The organism is [Scytonema hofmanni] UTEX 2349, from assembly GCF_000582685.1.
Lineage (GTDB): Bacteria > Cyanobacteriota > Cyanobacteriia > Cyanobacteriales > Nostocaceae > Hassallia > Hassallia hofmanni.
Map to the genome: position 1 here is coordinate 13,181 of NZ_ALWD01000161.1, position 16,588 is coordinate 29,768.

Below are 16,588 nucleotides of genomic sequence, written 5' to 3' on the forward strand. Positions count from 1 at the left end.
ATTACAAGGGTTTCAGGCTATGACTTGGGGAGAGTTGGGAGATATTTGGGGAATCCCAAGACCGTCCCAAACCCGTCCCAACTGCTACAAATCCTTAATTACTGTTAGTTAATATGTCAGCTACAAAAGTTTTCTTACACTCAAGATTGAGGCATGAGTATCTATACTTATCCGCATCCTTGACGGCAGAGTGTCTATGAAATTTCTCAGAACCACAGTGAGGACATTGGATTTGTGGTACGGATACCGCAGGCGTGGTCAAATTGGTAGCAGTATCAGTTTTAACAGGTGTAGAAAGTGAATCAAGGAACTCATCAGCGCTAAACAGTGGCAACAGGACATAGTATTGCTTCTCTCCATACTCATCAATCAAGGCATAGCGATAAGCACCGGGTTCTGTTCGGTCTAGTCCTAGTTCTGAGTTTTTGCGGTCGATATAGCGCTGTAGTAAGTCAGCTTGTTTCATCAATTTATCGTTGCTCTCACTGTCGATGTGTTCTGCCAGTCTCAAGTAGTCTTTAGCGTTCCCGTTGATGTGGATCGCGATTAAATTATTCCAATCTCCTTTAGTGGTATTCGGTATCTTGCCCGTGTTCGCACCTTGACCCAAGTAAAAGACAGCTTGCGAGGTATGGTCAATCTGGGTAATGATGCTCAACATGTTCGCGCTCATTGTTGGCTCTGGTTCCGGGTCGTCTTTAGTAGGGCGTTGCTTTCCCGGTGCTTGACGCAAGGTGCTATCGACTTCATCAAATATCCAGATACCAAAGCTGCCTTGATATTTGCGTCCACACAATCGGGTTAGCTCTGCAATACCTCGAATACTGTCCTGGTGAGTCTTTCCTATACTGGGGAAACTCCAATTATCTTTGCGGCTACCAGCTTGAGGATTGTAGAGTTTGATAGCATCGATAGCTTTGACTTTCTTATGCTGTAGTTGCTCTGACACAATCCTTTCTGTTAGTGGACTTTTACCAGCGCCACTACCGCCAGTAATTCTAATACGGTTCCACTTCTTAGCGTGTTTTTTCCAAGTGTCCCAAGACCGTGCTAAACGCTCTATTGCTTTGTCGGATAATTCATCAAGTTTTTCTTCTTTGGGTAGCGATCGCAGTTGAACAGTTAACTTAAGTGTGCATTTTTGGTAGTTAAATTCTACGTTGGGTAAAGTTCCGTGTAGAGAATTTGTGAAAGCGGCTAATTGCTCTCTACGGTTATCGCTGTAAATTTCTTTGTCTGTTAGCGCTGGATTTTCTCTGATGCCGTAAACAATAAAGTAACCAGACAGTGTTTCTTCCCAGTCGAGGCAATCTAATTTAATACCAAGTTTGTAGAAATATTCGCTGATTTTATTTCCTGCTTTGGCGTAATTAGTAGAACCATAAAACAGTTGTGGTTTCTTCAGTTCTGTAATGCGTTCAGCCATGTCAGCTTTCTCTAGCGATAGACGTTCGATTTGGGCAATTAAATCAAAGACTTGACCCCTCATTTCTTCTAGGGAATTAGCATTATCTTCTAATTTTTCACCTAGATTATTAAGCTGATTCTTCTGAAATGCGTTGTACTCTCCTAATAAATCCTTGGCTTTATCTTTCGGACAGTGAGTAGTTTTCATGTCCGCTAAAGTGGTGTAAGCATCCTCTAATGAGCGTCTTTCATCAAGATTGAGCAGATTTCTGAAGCGGGTTTTTAGCGCTGTTTGCTCATCCACAATACGAGAATAAATGTTCAAAACATCAGTGACAATATCAGCTAACTCACCGTCAATAACTGAGATATTTTTAAGTAATTCGCAGTGAGTATCATAGTGAAGCTGTAGTTTATCCTTGAACGGAATTAAATTATCATGGATGGCTTGATAGTTCTCATCCTCCAACTTCTTATTAATTGATTCATCCAAGCTATTAAAAAATTTGTAGATGCGTTCATTTAAATGCTCAAATACTAGCCCTTTAAAAACATCTATTAATTCCTGGTATCGCATATCCTCACACTGCAACTTATCTTCTAATTCTTGGGTTTTAAGTTCAAAATCTACAACTAACTGCTTAACCTTGCTTTGTAATATTTCAATGGTCTGATTCTTCAGACTAATTTCTTCAGTGGCTTGATGTAAGTCGTCTTTGAGTGTTTTGGATTGTTTTAGTAGTGTTGATTGTTCCTCGTATTTAGTGTTTAATGTCTGCCATTCTTTCTCATACTTGGCGACAATATCAGCTAGTTGATTATTAGCTTTATCGTGATTATTTCTACTAATGAATTCGCTGCTAGCTGCTACACTGGCAGAAGCAATAATGATGTTTAGTGCTAGTGGTTCTTTTGATTTAACGAAGCTAAGAACACCACCAAGGCATAAGAGAGAAGCTGCAACAGTCAGACCGCGTGATGCAGATTTAAGTGAAATATTCATGATTATTCCTAATAATTTAATAAGGGGAATTTCACCCCTAAATATTTGTGTTTAAAATTCAACTAAACGCGCTTCTAATTCTTCCCGCTTGATGTCGTTGTCTCTGTGAGAACCTTCTATCTCAAGTCTGATACGGTCATTCTTAGTGCCTTGTAGTTGGAACTTAAGCGCCCATTCATCCTCAATACCATGAGTGAGATTCATGGTTCCCTGTGTAGCTACACGTTGCTGATAAAGTAATTCTTCAGATTGCTCTAGTTTCGATTGTTCTGTCTGATATTTAACATCAGCTATCTCGTTTTTAACAACTTTAGTAGCTGTCTCAATGCCCACAGTAGAAAAGTCTACAAAGTCACCAATCAATCGGCATTGTTCACTTGCAACAGCAACGACTTTTCTACCTTGCTTAATCTTCTCCAGACGAACTTCAAGCGCGTTATTCTGACGCTGGATTTTGAGTTTTTCACGGTTAGCATCAACCGCTTTCATCTCTGGGATATTTGCATCAGCCGAATATGGATCAGAGCCTAGCAAGTCTTGAATCGCAATTTCTTCTACCCCATATTCTGAGGCGATTTGAGAAGCTTTGCTTAATGATTGCTTGGAATTGTCGGTTACAGAACTGCTACCACCGTTTACGGCTTGTCTAACAGTTCTAGCAGCACGTTTTACTGTCTTCACTCCTTGGGCAACTGTGCGAACTCCATCGGCGATCGCTTCAACAGCGTCAACAGGTTTCTGGAAACGAGATTTTACCCTATCAAAAGCTTTTTCAGCGTTCTCATGGGATTGTTGCTCAACGCTCTTACCTTTTTCGGCGGCGTAGCGCTTGGAACCTGTGAGCGATCCGTTTTCTTTTTTTCGTACAGCCATGAGATAATATCCTTATGTTTCTATCTTTGATGGGGTGGAACTGTGGCAGGATTGATTAACGGTCTTTCCTGCCTACTAATTATTTGCCTCTGAAATATTCAACTTTGTCTCTTATGATTTGACAGTATTCAGACTGCAAATCGTTATCGAGGCACTGTATTTTAGTGGGTGCAACTACGAATTTACCAACAGCAAAACAGGTACTTCCTATTAGAATTAGATGCCAGAAGAACCGGATCACATCGACTAAGCTATCTCCTGATTTCTCTTTTAATTGATTTTGATACCGAACTGCTTTAAGCAAGAATTCCATCAATCGCAGTTCCTCACTAGCATCCGCACCAGCGCGAGTTTTACGGTAAGCATCCTGTTCCAACATTCGTAATTTTTCATCGGATTTTATTAGTCCTAGCTGATAGGTTTCACGGTCATGGTTACGGCTTTCTTCAGCTAATCTGAAGTAGTAATCTGTGAGATTTTGCAGAGTTTTTAATGGTTGCATTGTTTTTACCTAATGTTTTGTCGATGAGTCGAAAGTTTTGTCTTTCATTGTTAGAAATCCTCAATTAAACTAGCCATTCTTGCGATGATTGGGTCTTGGGAGTAGTTGCGATCGCACTCCTGAGCAAACGTTTTAGTAGGCTCGAAAGTAGAAGTATCAAAGCTGTAGCCGATGGGCGCTTGTCGCGGTTGTGGTTGTGGCTTGTTGCCGAATTGGTAATTGAGTCCCTTGATATCCAAAAGTAAATAATTCAAAACTTCTGAAATATCTGTAATTCCCATCTGTGAAGCCAAGGATTCTAAATAGGCTTGGTTATGTTTTTTGATTGAAATTCTCATAGTAAAATTACCCTTGTAGTACGTGAAAGCGGCGTGATACATACACGAAGCAGGAACACTCAAAGAGTCCGGTCTTCCAGTGCCGGACTTTTGGTTAAAATGCATTCAAGAGCGGCGATCGCTAAGAGAGATAGGTACAATCACTCTCTTTTGTGCCGGCTGGATGCCCGTTATTTGGCGGTTGATAGCCAAGACTGGTTAAGGCAATGCCTGCACTAATCAAAAAAACTGATAAAATTTTCATGGTTCTGGTTCTGATTGGGATTTGGACTAGACCGGGTAGAGTTTCTCAGGCGATACCCGGTTCTCGTTTGACTAGCAATTATTTCAATTAGTTTTTAAAACTTTTTCGCAATTTCCTCTAATTGAAAAACATTTTGTTTGAAAATTTCTTGGGTTAGGCACGTATGTAACAGAATGTAAAATCGCTGAAAACCTTGCGGTTACTTCATTTCAGTTCATTTCTACCTACCTACCTACCTCCACGAACGCGATTAAATAACAAATGTTTCTCGGAAAATTTCTTAGCCTCCTCGTTTAAATAAAAAATGTTTCTCGAAAAATTTGTTGGCTAATACTTCACGAGCGCGATCGCTCTCTTGGGTAGTGAATAAGCATGAAAAATCAGGCACGGAACTGGTTTAAGTTCCCGCGTGGTAGGGGTTTTGAGGGTTAAATCAAAGATACCACGTTATACTCGTATGCGCGTATTACGTGGTAGAATAACCATAACATAAATGCGACAATACGAGGTAACGAGTATGAGAGTGGATATGGCAAAGCATATTCCGCCAGGAAATGCGGAACTTAGCGTTTATATAAATAAGGAATTAAAGACCGATTTTAAATTGACTTGTGTAGCTCAAAACAAGTCAATGAGCGAGGTTATTGGCAATTTAATCAAACAATGGGTAGAATCTCAGCCCCAAAAACAGCCAACAAAAAATGAGAACAAGGACGCTGCATGACCATGACCGATGGAGAAGACAAGAGCGATCGCCTAGACCGCATAGAGGCTATTTTGCTGACAACTGCTACCCAACAACAAACCAATACTTTTGTACTGGGTGAGGTTGCCAGCAAACTTGACCGCCTAACTAGCCGTGTGGATCAAGTTGCTGCTGAAGTTGCCAACCTCAATGATATTTTGATGGCATCAATTGAAATTGCTGAAACCGACCGTCAGACTTTCCAAACTGAGATTCGGCGTGTTTGGGAATACCTTGTAAGAGAAGGGGGGAACGGCAATAGTCCTCTGGCTTGATGGTTTAGAGCAGAAAAACCATCAAGCCGCACTTCTTCATTTATGCAATCAAAAAGAGTGATTTATGGAAACCACAACCACTAAACAAGCATTGTTAAAAGCAATTTACGAAAAATTAGAACAGGCTTATGAAGACACTTTAGAAGATGTTCTAGAGCTATTAGATATTCGCAAAAAAGAAGATGAAGAGGATATGCAGGCTTTTGAGGATGCCAAAAATGAACCTAGAATACCTTGGGAACAAGTACAGAAGGAACTGGGATTGTGACCTATCAAGTAGAGTTCACCAAAAAGGCATCTAAACAATTAGACAAATTATCAAAAGACTTACAACTTCATATAAAAACCAAAGTCCAAGAGTTAGCTGATAACCCCCGTCCTAGTGGGGTTGTCAAACTGGAAAATAGCGATGATAGATATCGTATTCGTGTTGGTGATTACCGCGTATTGTACGAAATTCAAGATGATTTGTTGATAGTTTCAGTTATTAGAGTTGGTCATCGTAGAGAGGTTTATCGGAATGAATAAAACAACTAGCCAGATAAGAGTTAACGAATTAATCCCAATGCTGACTGCTATAGGAGATCGCAACTGGGAACGTTTTAAAGAAGTTGAGAATCAATTTGTTGCCATTCATGGTGTAGAAGCATGGGAAGATTTTTTTGCTTTGCGTCTCAAACCAGCGCTAGACAAAGAATCTGACAGATGGCTACTACAAATGTGGTGTAGTGAAGGCATTATTTCGGTCAAAAACGTAGCCTAGCCAGCACAGGCAAAGTGAAAATCGACCGCCACGGGAAAGCAAAAATTTTGTCTCAGTCAGAAATCCAGCGGTTGTTTACCGATGGCTTGCTTACTACTAGGGACAAAACCCTGTGTGCTGTGATGCTTTACACCGCTTGCCGTGTCAAGGAGTGCGTAACCTTAAAAATTAAAGATGTGTACGATTCAAAAAGGAGAGTAAGACCCGAATTGATTATCCGCAAAGGCAACACCAAGGGTAAACTTGCTACCCGTACCATTCCGGTTTTAGATGACTTGCGGCGGTACTTGTCAGTTTACGAGCCACCACTTTCTACTGATGGCTACCTTTTCCCTGGTCGATGGGGGCGGGGACATATCCATGAGGATTCTGCTGCTGTCATCTTTAGAGAAGGATGCAATCGGGCAGACATCGAAGGAGCTAGTACCCACAGTTGCCGTAGAACCGCGCTAACGCTGATGAGTAATGCTAGTATTCCACTGCGAGTGATTCAGGAAATTTCAGGACACCGTAACCTTGAGCAGCTGCAACGCTATCTTGAGGTGGAACCGAACCAGGTTCGGGGGGCTATTGCTGCTTTGTCAATGCTGTCACCTGTGAATGATGCCAGCATCGGGAAATATGAATTTCCCGATGTAGACCCAACCATTGATAATTCGGGTGTGACACGCTGATGCATGGAATATTACAAGTTGGAGTGGTATCAGCACCCCGTTAGCGCGATCGATCTTCAGATGGGTGAGGCAACTGAAAATGGTTTTGTCTTGCTAGAGCCAAATATCCAAGTTTTTGAAAAAACCAAAGCCCGATCCGGTAGCGGTGTAGATTAACAAATAAAATTTCAGCCGCTTAAATTGGATATTAATCAAATTAATATTAAATTTAAATTTTTATTTGCATAATTTACATGTTGTTTGCCGTTAAACAAAGTTTGAAGAGATGGTTTATATTTGTTTTGCATTAATAGCTAATTTTGTTGACTCATAATATTTCGTATTCAATTTTTCATGAATCCATCCTTGTCAAAATGATAAAATTTTAACTACACTCTAACAGAACTTCACAGGCGAACTATGCTTACTATAACAGGAGTACACTGTAATACTTGTTTAGATATAGATTTAGTATTAAGACCTAACTTTGCAAAAGGTTGGTGCGATTTTGATTGGCATAGAGTTGTACAAAGCTTGCCCACAGCCTCAAATAAAGAAATTATTGCTCAAATCATTTGTGATAGCCCAGATACAACAAGATTAGCTGAAGAACCTATCACACTAGAAATATTAAATCATTGGTGCTTATTCAAAGACAACTGTGTTCGTATCGCCAAATGTTTTTTATCAGGGAAAGGCGAACCAGATGACCCTCTTTTAAGAGAAAAAGAAGATGAAATTATAGATACTTTTACTTATGAACATATCTGGCTAGAAACAGCTTTATATGAAGCATTCTGGCGTTTAATTAATACAAAAGGTGACAAGATTTTAAAGATATTAAAGCAGAACTGGAAAAATGCATTTTTCCAGTCGAATGTAGAACTAATGCAAGAGTTAATTCGAGAAGAGTTAGATGAATCATTTTATGCAATAGTTCATTCAAAATTTTATCAGTACAATCCCAAGCTCGACAAAGAATTACAGATTTTGAATAGTCAGACCAACTTGCTAGATAAAAATAATCGACGTAGGGAAAATTTAATTAGTCAGTTATATCCTCATACAAAATACGCTCTATGGAACGAAAGATTATGTTTAGTGCTAAATACTTTAGCTGAAAAAGGAGATGTTTTTGTTGATACCCATCTAGAAATCATTAAAGATATCAAGAGAGGATTAGCCAAGCTCAGTGTGAAGACACATTGCAACCCAAGCTATAAGCATCACAAGTTCCCCTTGCATACTTGGCAGGACGGACACATAAAATCCAACAAGTTGGTAGCTCTACCAACTCATCTACTGTTTAGCGACTTTGACACTCCCACGGCTATAGAAACGAGCAGTAGCGATGTTTCCAGTTAAAGCTGTGGGATTGTTCTTTCATCGGGACAAGTAACGCTTATAAACTACGCTTAACAATTCTTAAAAAAAGGACATCCTTGAAAAGTAGCAACTAATAGTTTTATCTTTGCTTAGTAAGGAAAGCAAATGACAGCCTTGAAACTTTCGGGTAGCGATTTTCATCTAGAAAAAACCAGATTCACTTAAGACACTTACCAAGAGATTTAGCTGATCTCACCAAGCCCAAAACTGCCAAAAGCAAGAAAAACTGTTCTTATCTTAAGTGAGTATTAAATTATTTTCTAGATGTGTTTCGCGAACCAATAGTTAAAGGCTGTCCTACCACGGACAGCCGACATGCAAAAAGCGCCCAGACCGAGAAGAAGAGGCGCTTCGTGTGAAAATTCAATTTCAACAATTGTAACACGGAGCGCTACAGATAATCAAGTATTTCTAGAAAAACCGAAATACATTCATCGCTACTTCCAGCAGGAGGTAGCAGTATGAAAATTTGCAAAGAATGCGGCGGTAATTTTCGATACAACGTCGTTAGCGATCGGCGTAGTGGATCGAAATACTTGCGATCTGGGTGTTGTGATTTAGCGATTCGCCCTTGCCCTAACCCGGAAGTTTTGATGCGATCGCCTCACATCAGCCAACATGAGCGCGATTATCTAAATGGGCTTATTCCCCTACCCTGGTTCAGCGGTAAAGCTGTCGCTATGCTTTTGGAAATTGAAGGCAAAATCCAGCGGGCAACGGAGGTGGAAGCATGAGTCTTACTCCTACCTCTACCACCCGCCCTTGCCCAATCTGTGAGGACACCAAAGGAAATTGCAGGCATCACCATGAGGAAAGCAACCACCTTTGCATGACCTTCGCTGATACCCGCTTTGGCGAAATTATCAATGGGTATAAATGCCTAGCTCATTTCGACTTGTGGGCGGCTTTCTGCCTCGACAATAGCCAGGAGTGGACGCAATCCCAGCGTGAAAATTGGCTATCTGAACAAACTGCCAAACGACAGCTTGTTCAGAAGCAACGTCAAGATTTTTTGAAAGGGCTGCTATCTGTTGAGGAGCGCGATCGACAATATCGTACCATTAACGATAAACTATCACTCAGTAAATACCACGTCCATAAGGCTTTAGCCAAGAAACGCGGTTTACATGAAAATGAAATTTGGTTCGCCTACAATCGAGGCTGGGTAAGGACTTGGCAGCCAGGATTAGAAATTAAGGACATTTCACCCAAGCTTGCTGGTATCAATCCAAACAACGAAACCCTTACGGGCGTTAGAGGCATCGCGATCGCTGCCACTGACGGTCAAGGTCACATCGTCGGACATCAAATTGCAGCTGACGACCGCGATAAGTACGGCAAATATATTTGGTTGTCGAGTCGGGGTAAGGGGGGTAACTCGCCTCACCTGCCCAATGGCGAGTTACCTCTATTTGTTTGGAGGCATCCAGAAGCAACCCAAATCAGCGAAACTTGGTTAGTAGAGGGTAGTTTAAAATCACTAATCGTAGCGCTCAAAGTTTGGCTTAGGGAGAATCGTACCGATATCCAGGTCATCGGCGCGGCTGGGGCTAATTTCAAAGGCTCATCAGAAACTTTTAAGCAGGCGATCGCAGTTCAAACTACCAAAACAGTAAAACTGTTCCCTGATGGCGGTGCAATTTACAATCAACAGATTGTTAAGAATTATAAAGCTGCTATCGACTTGGCAGTGTCTGATGGTTTTGATGTTTCTGTTGGCTGGTGGGGACAGTATGAAAAAGCCAGAAATGACATTGATGAAATTCAGAATTTTGGGATAATTAACTACATTTCCCCATCTGAGTTTTTTGGGTTAGCTGATAAAAGCGCTGACTCAGATCAGAACAATTCGCAACCCACACAACAAGTTAATACAGATGAAAGCGAAGAATCATCACAGCTAGACTCTCAACCCAAACAACAAGCTAATAATTGGCAGTGGGATAAGTGGCTCAAAAGTCGAAAATTTACCCCAGATGTAGTTATTAATCAAGCTGAATTTAGTTTTGATGGTATTGATATTCCTCAATCTGATGCAATCATCGCTGTCAAATCTGGCTTAGGCACTGGTAAAACAAACGCATTAATTAATGAGATAAAAAAAGCAAATCTTAATGGTTTTGGTACTTATATTCCCGGTTATCGCAATAACCTATTACTGCAAACAACTGAGAGAGCGTTAGTAAACGACGTTGCGATGTATCACCTTCACCTTGATGATGAAGGGCATCTCATGTTACTAGACAAAGAAAGTAATATCGTTTCGTGTATTGACTCATTTAAAAAAGTAGATGGTCACATCAAAGGCAGGGACATTCACATCGACGAAACATGTTCTGTTTTTCTGTATGCTGTTAATGGGGGAACGCTAGGAAATGAGCAAGCCACTATTTTACGCATATTCAAAAAAGCACTTGCAGAAAGCAATAGAATCTTTTTATACGATGGAAACCTAGCGGATATTTACGTTGACTTTGTAGCCAAAATAGCAGCTAAAAAGCACGTTATTAAAATTGAAAATCGCCAAAAAATTCCGCCTCATAATATATTTTTCATTGAAGGCATAGACGAAGATGGTGAAATCAAGAAAGGTGATAGAAGTCCTTTAGTTAAGTTTCTACTTAGACCGGAAGTAAAATCCTGGATATTTGCCGACTCCAAAGAACGTACAAAAGTGCTTTACAAGCTTTTAACAGAATCTGGTAAAACTGGCTATGTTTTGAACTCGGAAACTACTTCAGAAGGTTGGGCTAAGGAATTCTTAGCTGATCCAAACAAATTTGTTTTAAATAAAAAACCAGATTTCATTATTCTCTCTCCTACTGCTGAGAGTGGGATTAGTTGTACTGTAAACGGGTATTTTACGCACAAATTCTCTTTCTATGCTGGGGTATTAGCAACAAATAGTCAGCACCAATCTACGGTTCGCTTGCGTGATAATATCATACCTCATTACATTTTCTGTCCCGAATTTTCAACCATTAGAGACAGGTCAACCCCAATGACTTATTCAGAAAAAGTAATGGGTGAAATTCTTAAAGATAGAATCATGCAATCGCTGATGCTTGCCAGCGAATCTGCGGAAAACCCTCAAAGTGCAAAAGAGATAATGATCCAGGCTCTTGTGCGTAATGATGATGATTGGTGGGTTTTCTCTCTGAAATTGGCTGCATTAGACCAATTTGAGATGAATAATTACCGAAAGTGCTTCATCCACGCATTGAGAGAAGCCGGACACAACGTCACAATTGAGCAGTGGGATACCGCGATAAAGGTAAAAGAAGCGGAATCAGAAGCCAGAGTAGAGATACAGAAACAACACGCTAAAGAAGTATTTGAGGCGGTTGAGTTTAACTCAATTGAGGAGGCTAATAAAAAAGCAAAGGCATCTCCGAACAAGGCAACACAGCGACGTATCGAAAAAACACGGTTACTTGACAGACTACCGGGTATTAACTTCTCGGAACTTTGGAGCGATGAATTTATTTATCAGTGCAAAATCAAAAACCGCGAATTTATTAGGCAGCAAGAGAGATTTTGGCTGTTAAGCAATTACGATACTTCCCAAAAGCGTCATGAGTCAATTTGGAATCACGCGGCGCTCTCCGAAGATTTCTTTAGCCGTCGAGTTTCGGCAATGGGTCATGATGCTATTTGGGCTTTGCGAGAATTAAAAATTCTTGATTTTACCACTCGCCCATTGGAATATCACAAAGACTCCCCAGAGGTCATCAGCTTAGTTAATACTTTACGTAGTCGCAATGATATCCAGCTAGCTTTACGTATTAGCTCTTTTGAACCAGAAACGGTCAACGGCAAAGAACGGTTAAGGATTTTGAGTAATTTGCTTGATTACATTGGTTATAAAACACAATTTGCTCAAAGGAAACGAATTAAGACTGATAACGGCGTTATACAAACTAGATATTACCGAATAGTTCCAACCGGTACCCCGTCTGCCTGTGCCACACCCCCCCCAATTGTTAATAAGCCAGAGGGGTATGGCACACCTCCCCAAGCTACCGACTGTGCCACACCCCCCCCAATTGTTAATAAGCCAGAGGGGTATGGCACACCCCCGGAACTTGTTAATAATACCCCTTCCAGCCAATTTGACCTACTAGCAGCGCGTCAAGCAATCTTATCCTGCATTGAGTACAAATTTACTACATGGATGCAGAGCGATAAATCTAAAGTTAGTTGGTCGGTTGAGGAAGTTGCGATCGCTATTCAGCCAGAGGAATCAGCCCACAATCATGTAGTTGACCATACTACAGAAGAGTGGTTACAGCCTGAAAATCTAACTGAAACAGCTAATTGGTTGGGAGCTTGCGAGAACGCTGAAATGTTAGGGACTGTTCGCGCTGCTGTACCTGCTTACGCCCTCAAAGAAGCTTGTAAGTTATTGCCTAAATTTAAATTAATCCAAATAAAACAATGGGTTTTGCATCTCAACTCTTTAATGGTGTCGATTGTTGAGGATACAGCTACTCAGCCAAGCCAGCAATTAGTAACAGATGAGAATTTAGCTGACACTGCTGCTTTATTACAATCTTGCGACAATGTTGAAATGTTGGCGGATTTACGGGCTTGTTGTTTCGATTTTATTATTGAAAAAGCATCCGAGTTAATTTCGCCAACATTAAAACAGTGGGTATGTAGTTGGTTAAGCTACTGGAGGGCGGAAGAAAAATGTAAACCAAATTATAGTGGGTAGAAAAAGTTTTTAAAAATCCCAGTAATGTAACCAATTCTGAATAGCGTACTCGCTCTCACCAGGCACTTTTCTAGTCATCGCTTCGATCGCGCAGAAATCGGCATCATAATCTGCGATAAGTAAAATTCCAGCCAGTGCCGAGCAAAAATCATCCACAGACGCGCCACTACCACCGCTTACCGACCAAGTACCGCCGGGTTTATAAAAAACACTTAATCTTTTTAGTTGCTGGATTGATTCAGCGTGTGGGTACAATTCGATATTTCGAGAATTGAATAACTCCCGAAGTTTTGAATATGCCTTAGTTTTAGAACTAGCACTCCAGTTTATTTCTTCGATATCAATAAAACCGGACAATCGTTGAATTGAACTAACGCTATTGTATTGATCGAGACAGACTTTCGAGAAACCATAAATATTATGTTTTTCAATAATCCAATTTTCAACTTCTGCGATGTTTACTTGTTTCTTTTGACCTTCACCACCCCAATTCGCTTTAAACTGATGAAACAAATCTACAACTAATAAATTATCCTCAAAGTGAGCTATACACGATGTATAAGAGTCGCGAGAGCCTTTTGCAGGGTCTAAGCTTAAAAAATAATCTCCTAGATAGTGGTCGTTTGGAGGTAGGCTTTTTCTATCGTAATTAATAGCTAAATCTATTAAATCTGCGCTTAAGAAGCTTGATAAATTTTGACTGAAATTAGCCCCGTATTCCACTGCGAACATGTCAGGGTCACGCGCTTTTTCACTTTCTAAAAAAGCTTTAGATAAAGTTGGATTCATTTCCCAACTTGGTAAATTTACTACTTGAATATCTTCATATAATCCGGTAATTCCTTGTTTATAAATATCATAAAAAATACCTTCCTGACGGTAGGGAGATGATAACAATAAAATTCTTCCTAGATTTCCGAATTGTGCTGATGATGGAGCTAGGGCATTATAAAGAGAATCTCCAGCGCTATTACCGCTAGTATCCATTGCATACGCTAATTCATCAAACAAAATAAATGGCGCTGCCATTCCTCTGGCACTTCTTGAACTTGTGGGAATTGATTTAATTATTGCTCCATTTAATAATTCTAAAGAATCTGCCGTCTCATTTTTGATTAAATTTTTAAGTAATGGGCTATTTCCTATCAAACTTTTGATGTTATTTAATGCTAATTTCGCTTGGTCGATGGTGTTAGCAATTGTTACGATATAAAAGTGTTCATTGGGTCTTAAAAATTTTTTATATTCATCAGCTAGTACACAACCTGCATAACAAGCCGATATAGAAGCCATAAGAGTTTTACCGCTACGCCTTCCCAAAGCCCAAACTCCTTTTGTATAATTTCCCCCCCAAAATGATTCTAAAATTTCCTTTTGTTTTTCCCAAAGACACTGATTTAATAAATATTTATCTTCTGCGAATTTTGTAATGCTTACGTGTGGAATTTGCATCATTTTAATTTTTATTTGACAAGTTTAATAAGTAAGCGCGTAAATCTAATTCCGGCTGTGATTTAGTTTCAGGTTCACTATTTTGCTCTAGATTTCCCCACTTGCCCAATATCTGAGCAGCCCGAAGTTTGTCACAATTTCGCGCTTCAACATCATCTAAAATATGAACCACAGTTTTGATAGCTTTCGGTAGATTAACCTCGATTAGGTCGGCTATTTTCAGGGAAACGTTTTCTACAATTTTCTGCACTGCTTTCGGTCGTGCATCACTAAGAGCAGCGCAAAATAATGGATTCTCCATCCATCGTGCAATTGTCCGACGATTTATCTTAAGTGTCGCTGCTACTTCGTTTTGCAGCTTCCCAACCGACAACAACTTGATAGCTTGCAACTGCTTTGCATTTAAAGGTGACATTTAGGACAAAGAAGTAGTTATAAGGTGACATTTGTATATTTTAATCGATTCAAAGGCTTACTGGTTATAGCTTTTGGCATTGTCCAACAATGTCACATCATTTTTTCTGAGGTTGGTGTTATCGCGATCGCACTAACTCTAACATCACAACTAAAAAACCTCGCTATTTTAGCTAGTAGCGAGGTTTTCAGTTACAACCTTAATAATGGGTATTTAACCTGCCCAAGCCTCATGTAGGGGGATAGGGATAGGGGTATAGAGCGTCTTATAGCTCAATTACCTTGAAATAAATTTGGGATAAATTTTAAAGTTTTGGACATTGGTGATTGGGTATGGCGATATCGAAGACGCGCTTCGCGATCGCATCGAAAGACAGCGCGAAAAAAATATCTTTCATTAACTAGTTAAGATAATTGACAAGCTTAAAATAACTAGTTACTATATTTATATAACCAGTCACGGATGATATATAACCAGTTATGATAATTCTAAAACCTGTTATTTTATATACGATTAATTACCATATATTCATAACCAGTTAGGATAAAGGCGAGTAGTTACGATGCAGACATAACCAGTTAGGATGCAGACATAACCAGTTACGATTAACGTCACTAGTGTCCGGGGATTTAGGCGAACGCAGTGAGCAGTCATCAAGGGAAGAACCGACGCGATTTTTTAAGCAGGTATCCGTAACTAGTTATGATAATTTTAACTAGTTCATCATCTCAACCGATGGGGGGCGATCGCAATGGGTGGACACAAACAGTAGCGAGGTTTTCACGACAACCTTAATAATGTATATTTAACCTGCCCAAGCCTCATGTAGGGGTATAGGGATAGGGGTCTTGAGCGTGTCAACCCTCAATTACTTTGAAAAAAATTTGGGGAAAATTTCAAAGTTTTGGACATTGGGGATTGGGTATGGCGATACCGTTCGCGAAGCGCGATGACCGTCAGGGGCGAATGCAGTGAGCAGTGAGAGGTCGAGCGTTGGCGGAGCCTAAGAAGAGAAGCGACGACCGTCAGAGGCGAATAACCGAGACAATTTTCAAGCTGAAATACTTATCTAGTTATGATAATTTTAACTAGTTCATCATCTCAACCGATGGGGGGCGATACCGTTCGCGAAGCGTCCGCTCTGCGGAAGGCGCGCCGGAGCGATCGCACTAACACTAACGCATCCACTAAAAAAGCCTCGCTGTATCGAACAGTAGCGAGGTTTTTCGCTAACAACCTTACAACTCCCCTCAACAAGTATATTTAACCTGCCCAAGCCTCATGTAGGGGGGATAGGGATCTAGAGCGTGTTTAGACTCAATCACCTTGAAAAAAATTTGAGGAAAATTTCAAAGTTTTGGTCATTGAGGATTGGGTATGGCGATACCGTTCGCGAAGCGTCCGCTCTGCGGAAGGCGCGTTTCGCGATCGCATCGAAAGAAGCGCGAAAAAATATCTATCATTAACCAGTTAAGATAATTGACAAACTTAAACTAACCAGTTATTATGTTTATATAACCAGTCACAAATGATGTAACCAGTTGTGATAATTATAAAAACCAGTTATTTTATACACGATTAATTATCATACAGGCATAACCAGTTAGGAAAAAGAGAAGTGATTACGACGTAAACATAACCAGTTACGACACAAACATAACCAGCTACCAGTAATGATACAGGCATAACCAGTTGCGACATAAACATAACCAGTTATCATGCAAATATAACCAGTAATGATATAGGCATAACCAGTTACGACACAGGCATAACCAGTTACGCACATCATCACTAGTGTCCGGGGATTTAGGCGAA

At 40.2% G+C, this 16,588-nt stretch carries 19 protein-coding genes; 11 read left to right on the forward strand and 8 right to left on the reverse strand.

The window, feature by feature from the left end; translation table 11 throughout:
* Positions 1-94: 94 nt before the first annotated feature.
* The 5 genes from TOL9009_RS0101335 to TOL9009_RS48695 all read right to left on the reverse strand — a co-directional run bounded on the left by TOL9009_RS0101335 (position 95) and on the right by TOL9009_RS48695 (position 4,367).
* Positions 95-2,410, reverse strand: coding sequence for a hypothetical protein (locus tag TOL9009_RS0101335; protein ID WP_029630655.1), 2,316 nt, complete (start codon positions 2,408-2,410; stop codon positions 95-97).
* Between the two features lie 51 nt (positions 2,411-2,461).
* Positions 2,462-3,283 carry a hypothetical protein gene (locus TOL9009_RS0101340; RefSeq protein WP_029630657.1) on the reverse strand — a complete coding sequence of 274 codons (822 nt, stop codon included), beginning with the start codon at positions 3,281-3,283 and terminating at the stop codon, positions 2,462-2,464.
* Positions 3,284-3,362: 79 nt separating this feature from the next.
* A complete protein-coding gene (locus TOL9009_RS0101345) occupies positions 3,363-3,785 on the reverse strand; it encodes a hypothetical protein (RefSeq protein WP_029630659.1) in 423 nt (140 codons plus the stop codon).
* A gap of 50 nt (positions 3,786-3,835) precedes the next feature.
* Positions 3,836-4,123, reverse strand: a complete 288-nt coding sequence (locus TOL9009_RS0101350) for a hypothetical protein (RefSeq protein ID WP_029630660.1) — start codon at positions 4,121-4,123, stop codon at positions 3,836-3,838.
* 121 nt (positions 4,124-4,244) lie between these two features.
* Positions 4,245-4,367 (reverse strand): hypothetical protein, encoded by a 123-nt coding sequence (locus tag TOL9009_RS48695; protein WP_260675813.1) that lies wholly within the window; start codon positions 4,365-4,367, stop codon positions 4,245-4,247.
* 529 nt (positions 4,368-4,896) lie between these two features.
* Here TOL9009_RS48695 and TOL9009_RS0101355 point away from each other — a divergent pair.
* The 10 genes from TOL9009_RS0101355 to TOL9009_RS0101400 all read left to right on the forward strand — a co-directional run bounded on the left by TOL9009_RS0101355 (position 4,897) and on the right by TOL9009_RS0101400 (position 12,906).
* Positions 4,897-5,091: a plasmid partition protein ParG gene (locus TOL9009_RS0101355; RefSeq protein ID WP_084763057.1), complete on the forward strand. Its 195-nt coding sequence runs from the start codon at positions 4,897-4,899 to the stop codon at positions 5,089-5,091.
* Positions 5,088-5,387, forward strand: coding sequence for a hypothetical protein (locus TOL9009_RS0101360; protein ID WP_029630665.1), 300 nt, complete (start codon positions 5,088-5,090; stop codon positions 5,385-5,387). Before TOL9009_RS0101355 ends, TOL9009_RS0101360 begins: the two co-directional genes overlap by 4 nt.
* Before the next feature lie 64 nt (positions 5,388-5,451).
* Positions 5,452-5,655: a hypothetical protein gene (locus TOL9009_RS0101365; RefSeq protein ID WP_029630666.1), complete on the forward strand. Its 204-nt coding sequence runs from the start codon at positions 5,452-5,454 to the stop codon at positions 5,653-5,655.
* Positions 5,652-5,915: a type II toxin-antitoxin system RelE family toxin gene (locus TOL9009_RS0101370; protein WP_029630667.1), complete on the forward strand. Its 264-nt coding sequence runs from the start codon at positions 5,652-5,654 to the stop codon at positions 5,913-5,915. The genes TOL9009_RS0101365 and TOL9009_RS0101370 overlap by 4 nt, the downstream gene beginning before the upstream one ends.
* On the forward strand, positions 5,908-6,150 hold the full coding sequence (locus TOL9009_RS0101375) for a hypothetical protein (protein ID WP_029630668.1): 243 nt from the start codon (positions 5,908-5,910) through the stop codon (positions 6,148-6,150). The genes TOL9009_RS0101370 and TOL9009_RS0101375 overlap by 8 nt, the downstream gene beginning before the upstream one ends.
* Before the next feature lie 14 nt (positions 6,151-6,164).
* Entirely contained in the window at positions 6,165-6,824 is a 660-nt protein-coding gene (locus TOL9009_RS0101380; RefSeq protein WP_029630670.1) for a tyrosine-type recombinase/integrase, read from the forward strand.
* A 3-nt stretch (positions 6,825-6,827) separates the two neighbouring features.
* The gene (locus TOL9009_RS46755) at positions 6,828-6,980 is read left to right on the forward strand and encodes a hypothetical protein (RefSeq protein WP_186227448.1); all 153 of its coding nucleotides are present in this window, start codon (positions 6,828-6,830) and stop codon (positions 6,978-6,980) included.
* A gap of 243 nt (positions 6,981-7,223) precedes the next feature.
* Positions 7,224-8,168: a polysaccharide deacetylase family protein gene (locus tag TOL9009_RS0101390; RefSeq protein WP_029630672.1), complete on the forward strand. Its 945-nt coding sequence runs from the start codon at positions 7,224-7,226 to the stop codon at positions 8,166-8,168.
* 482 nt (positions 8,169-8,650) lie between these two features.
* Positions 8,651-8,923, forward strand: a complete 273-nt coding sequence (locus TOL9009_RS0101395; RefSeq protein ID WP_029630674.1) for a hypothetical protein — start codon at positions 8,651-8,653, stop codon at positions 8,921-8,923.
* The gene (locus TOL9009_RS0101400) at positions 8,920-12,906 is read left to right on the forward strand and encodes a plasmid replication protein, CyRepA1 family (protein ID WP_144238106.1); all 3,987 of its coding nucleotides are present in this window, start codon (positions 8,920-8,922) and stop codon (positions 12,904-12,906) included. The genes TOL9009_RS0101395 and TOL9009_RS0101400 overlap by 4 nt, the downstream gene beginning before the upstream one ends.
* A 9-nt stretch (positions 12,907-12,915) precedes the next feature.
* Here TOL9009_RS0101400 and TOL9009_RS37385 read toward each other — a convergent pair whose 3' ends face one another.
* On the reverse strand, positions 12,916-14,361 hold the full coding sequence (locus TOL9009_RS37385; RefSeq protein WP_051502728.1) for a hypothetical protein: 1,446 nt from the start codon (positions 14,359-14,361) through the stop codon (positions 12,916-12,918).
* Position 14,362: 1 nt separating this feature from the next.
* A complete protein-coding gene (locus TOL9009_RS0101410) occupies positions 14,363-14,773 on the reverse strand; it encodes a helix-turn-helix domain-containing protein (RefSeq protein WP_029630677.1) in 411 nt (136 codons plus the stop codon).
* Positions 14,774-14,797: 24 nt separating this feature from the next.
* On the opposite strand from TOL9009_RS0101410, the gene TOL9009_RS44980 reads away from it, so the two are divergent.
* Positions 14,798-15,010 carry a hypothetical protein gene (locus TOL9009_RS44980; RefSeq protein WP_144238107.1) on the forward strand — a complete coding sequence of 71 codons (213 nt, stop codon included), beginning with the start codon at positions 14,798-14,800 and terminating at the stop codon, positions 15,008-15,010.
* Positions 15,011-16,376: 1,366 nt separating this feature from the next.
* On the opposite strand, the gene TOL9009_RS48290 is transcribed toward TOL9009_RS44980, so the two are convergent.
* Positions 16,377-16,588 (reverse strand): hypothetical protein (locus TOL9009_RS48290; protein WP_221928622.1); only part of this gene is annotated, 212 nt, incomplete at its 5' end.

What these genes read in the sequence shown, in the direction of transcription:
- TOL9009_RS0101360 (WP_029630665.1), top strand. Translation starts at nt 5,088, where the DNA reads ATGACCATGACCGATGGAGAAGACAAGAGCGATCGCCTAGACCGCATA.
- TOL9009_RS0101410 (WP_029630677.1), bottom strand. Translation starts at nt 14,773, where the DNA reads ATGTCACCTTTAAATGCAAAGCAGTTGCAAGCTATCAAGTTGTTGTCG.
- TOL9009_RS0101340 (WP_029630657.1), bottom strand. Translation starts at nt 3,283, where the DNA reads ATGGCTGTACGAAAAAAAGAAAACGGATCGCTCACAGGTTCCAAGCGC.
- TOL9009_RS0101335 (WP_029630655.1), bottom strand. Translation starts at nt 2,410, where the DNA reads ATGAATATTTCACTTAAATCTGCATCACGCGGTCTGACTGTTGCAGCT.
- TOL9009_RS46755 (WP_186227448.1), top strand. Translation starts at nt 6,828, where the DNA reads ATGGAATATTACAAGTTGGAGTGGTATCAGCACCCCGTTAGCGCGATC.
- TOL9009_RS0101355 (WP_084763057.1), top strand. Translation starts at nt 4,897, where the DNA reads ATGGCAAAGCATATTCCGCCAGGAAATGCGGAACTTAGCGTTTATATA.
- TOL9009_RS0101400 (WP_144238106.1), top strand. Translation starts at nt 8,920, where the DNA reads ATGAGTCTTACTCCTACCTCTACCACCCGCCCTTGCCCAATCTGTGAG.
- TOL9009_RS37385 (WP_051502728.1), bottom strand. Translation starts at nt 14,361, where the DNA reads ATGATGCAAATTCCACACGTAAGCATTACAAAATTCGCAGAAGATAAA.
- TOL9009_RS0101395 (WP_029630674.1), top strand. Translation starts at nt 8,651, where the DNA reads ATGAAAATTTGCAAAGAATGCGGCGGTAATTTTCGATACAACGTCGTT.
- TOL9009_RS48695 (WP_260675813.1), bottom strand. Translation starts at nt 4,367, where the DNA reads ATGAAAATTTTATCAGTTTTTTTGATTAGTGCAGGCATTGCCTTAACC.
- TOL9009_RS0101365 (WP_029630666.1), top strand. Translation starts at nt 5,452, where the DNA reads ATGGAAACCACAACCACTAAACAAGCATTGTTAAAAGCAATTTACGAA.
- TOL9009_RS0101375 (WP_029630668.1), top strand. Translation starts at nt 5,908, where the DNA reads ATGAATAAAACAACTAGCCAGATAAGAGTTAACGAATTAATCCCAATG.
- TOL9009_RS0101345 (WP_029630659.1), bottom strand. Translation starts at nt 3,785, where the DNA reads ATGCAACCATTAAAAACTCTGCAAAATCTCACAGATTACTACTTCAGA.
- TOL9009_RS0101350 (WP_029630660.1), bottom strand. Translation starts at nt 4,123, where the DNA reads ATGAGAATTTCAATCAAAAAACATAACCAAGCCTATTTAGAATCCTTG.
- TOL9009_RS0101390 (WP_029630672.1), top strand. Translation starts at nt 7,224, where the DNA reads ATGCTTACTATAACAGGAGTACACTGTAATACTTGTTTAGATATAGAT.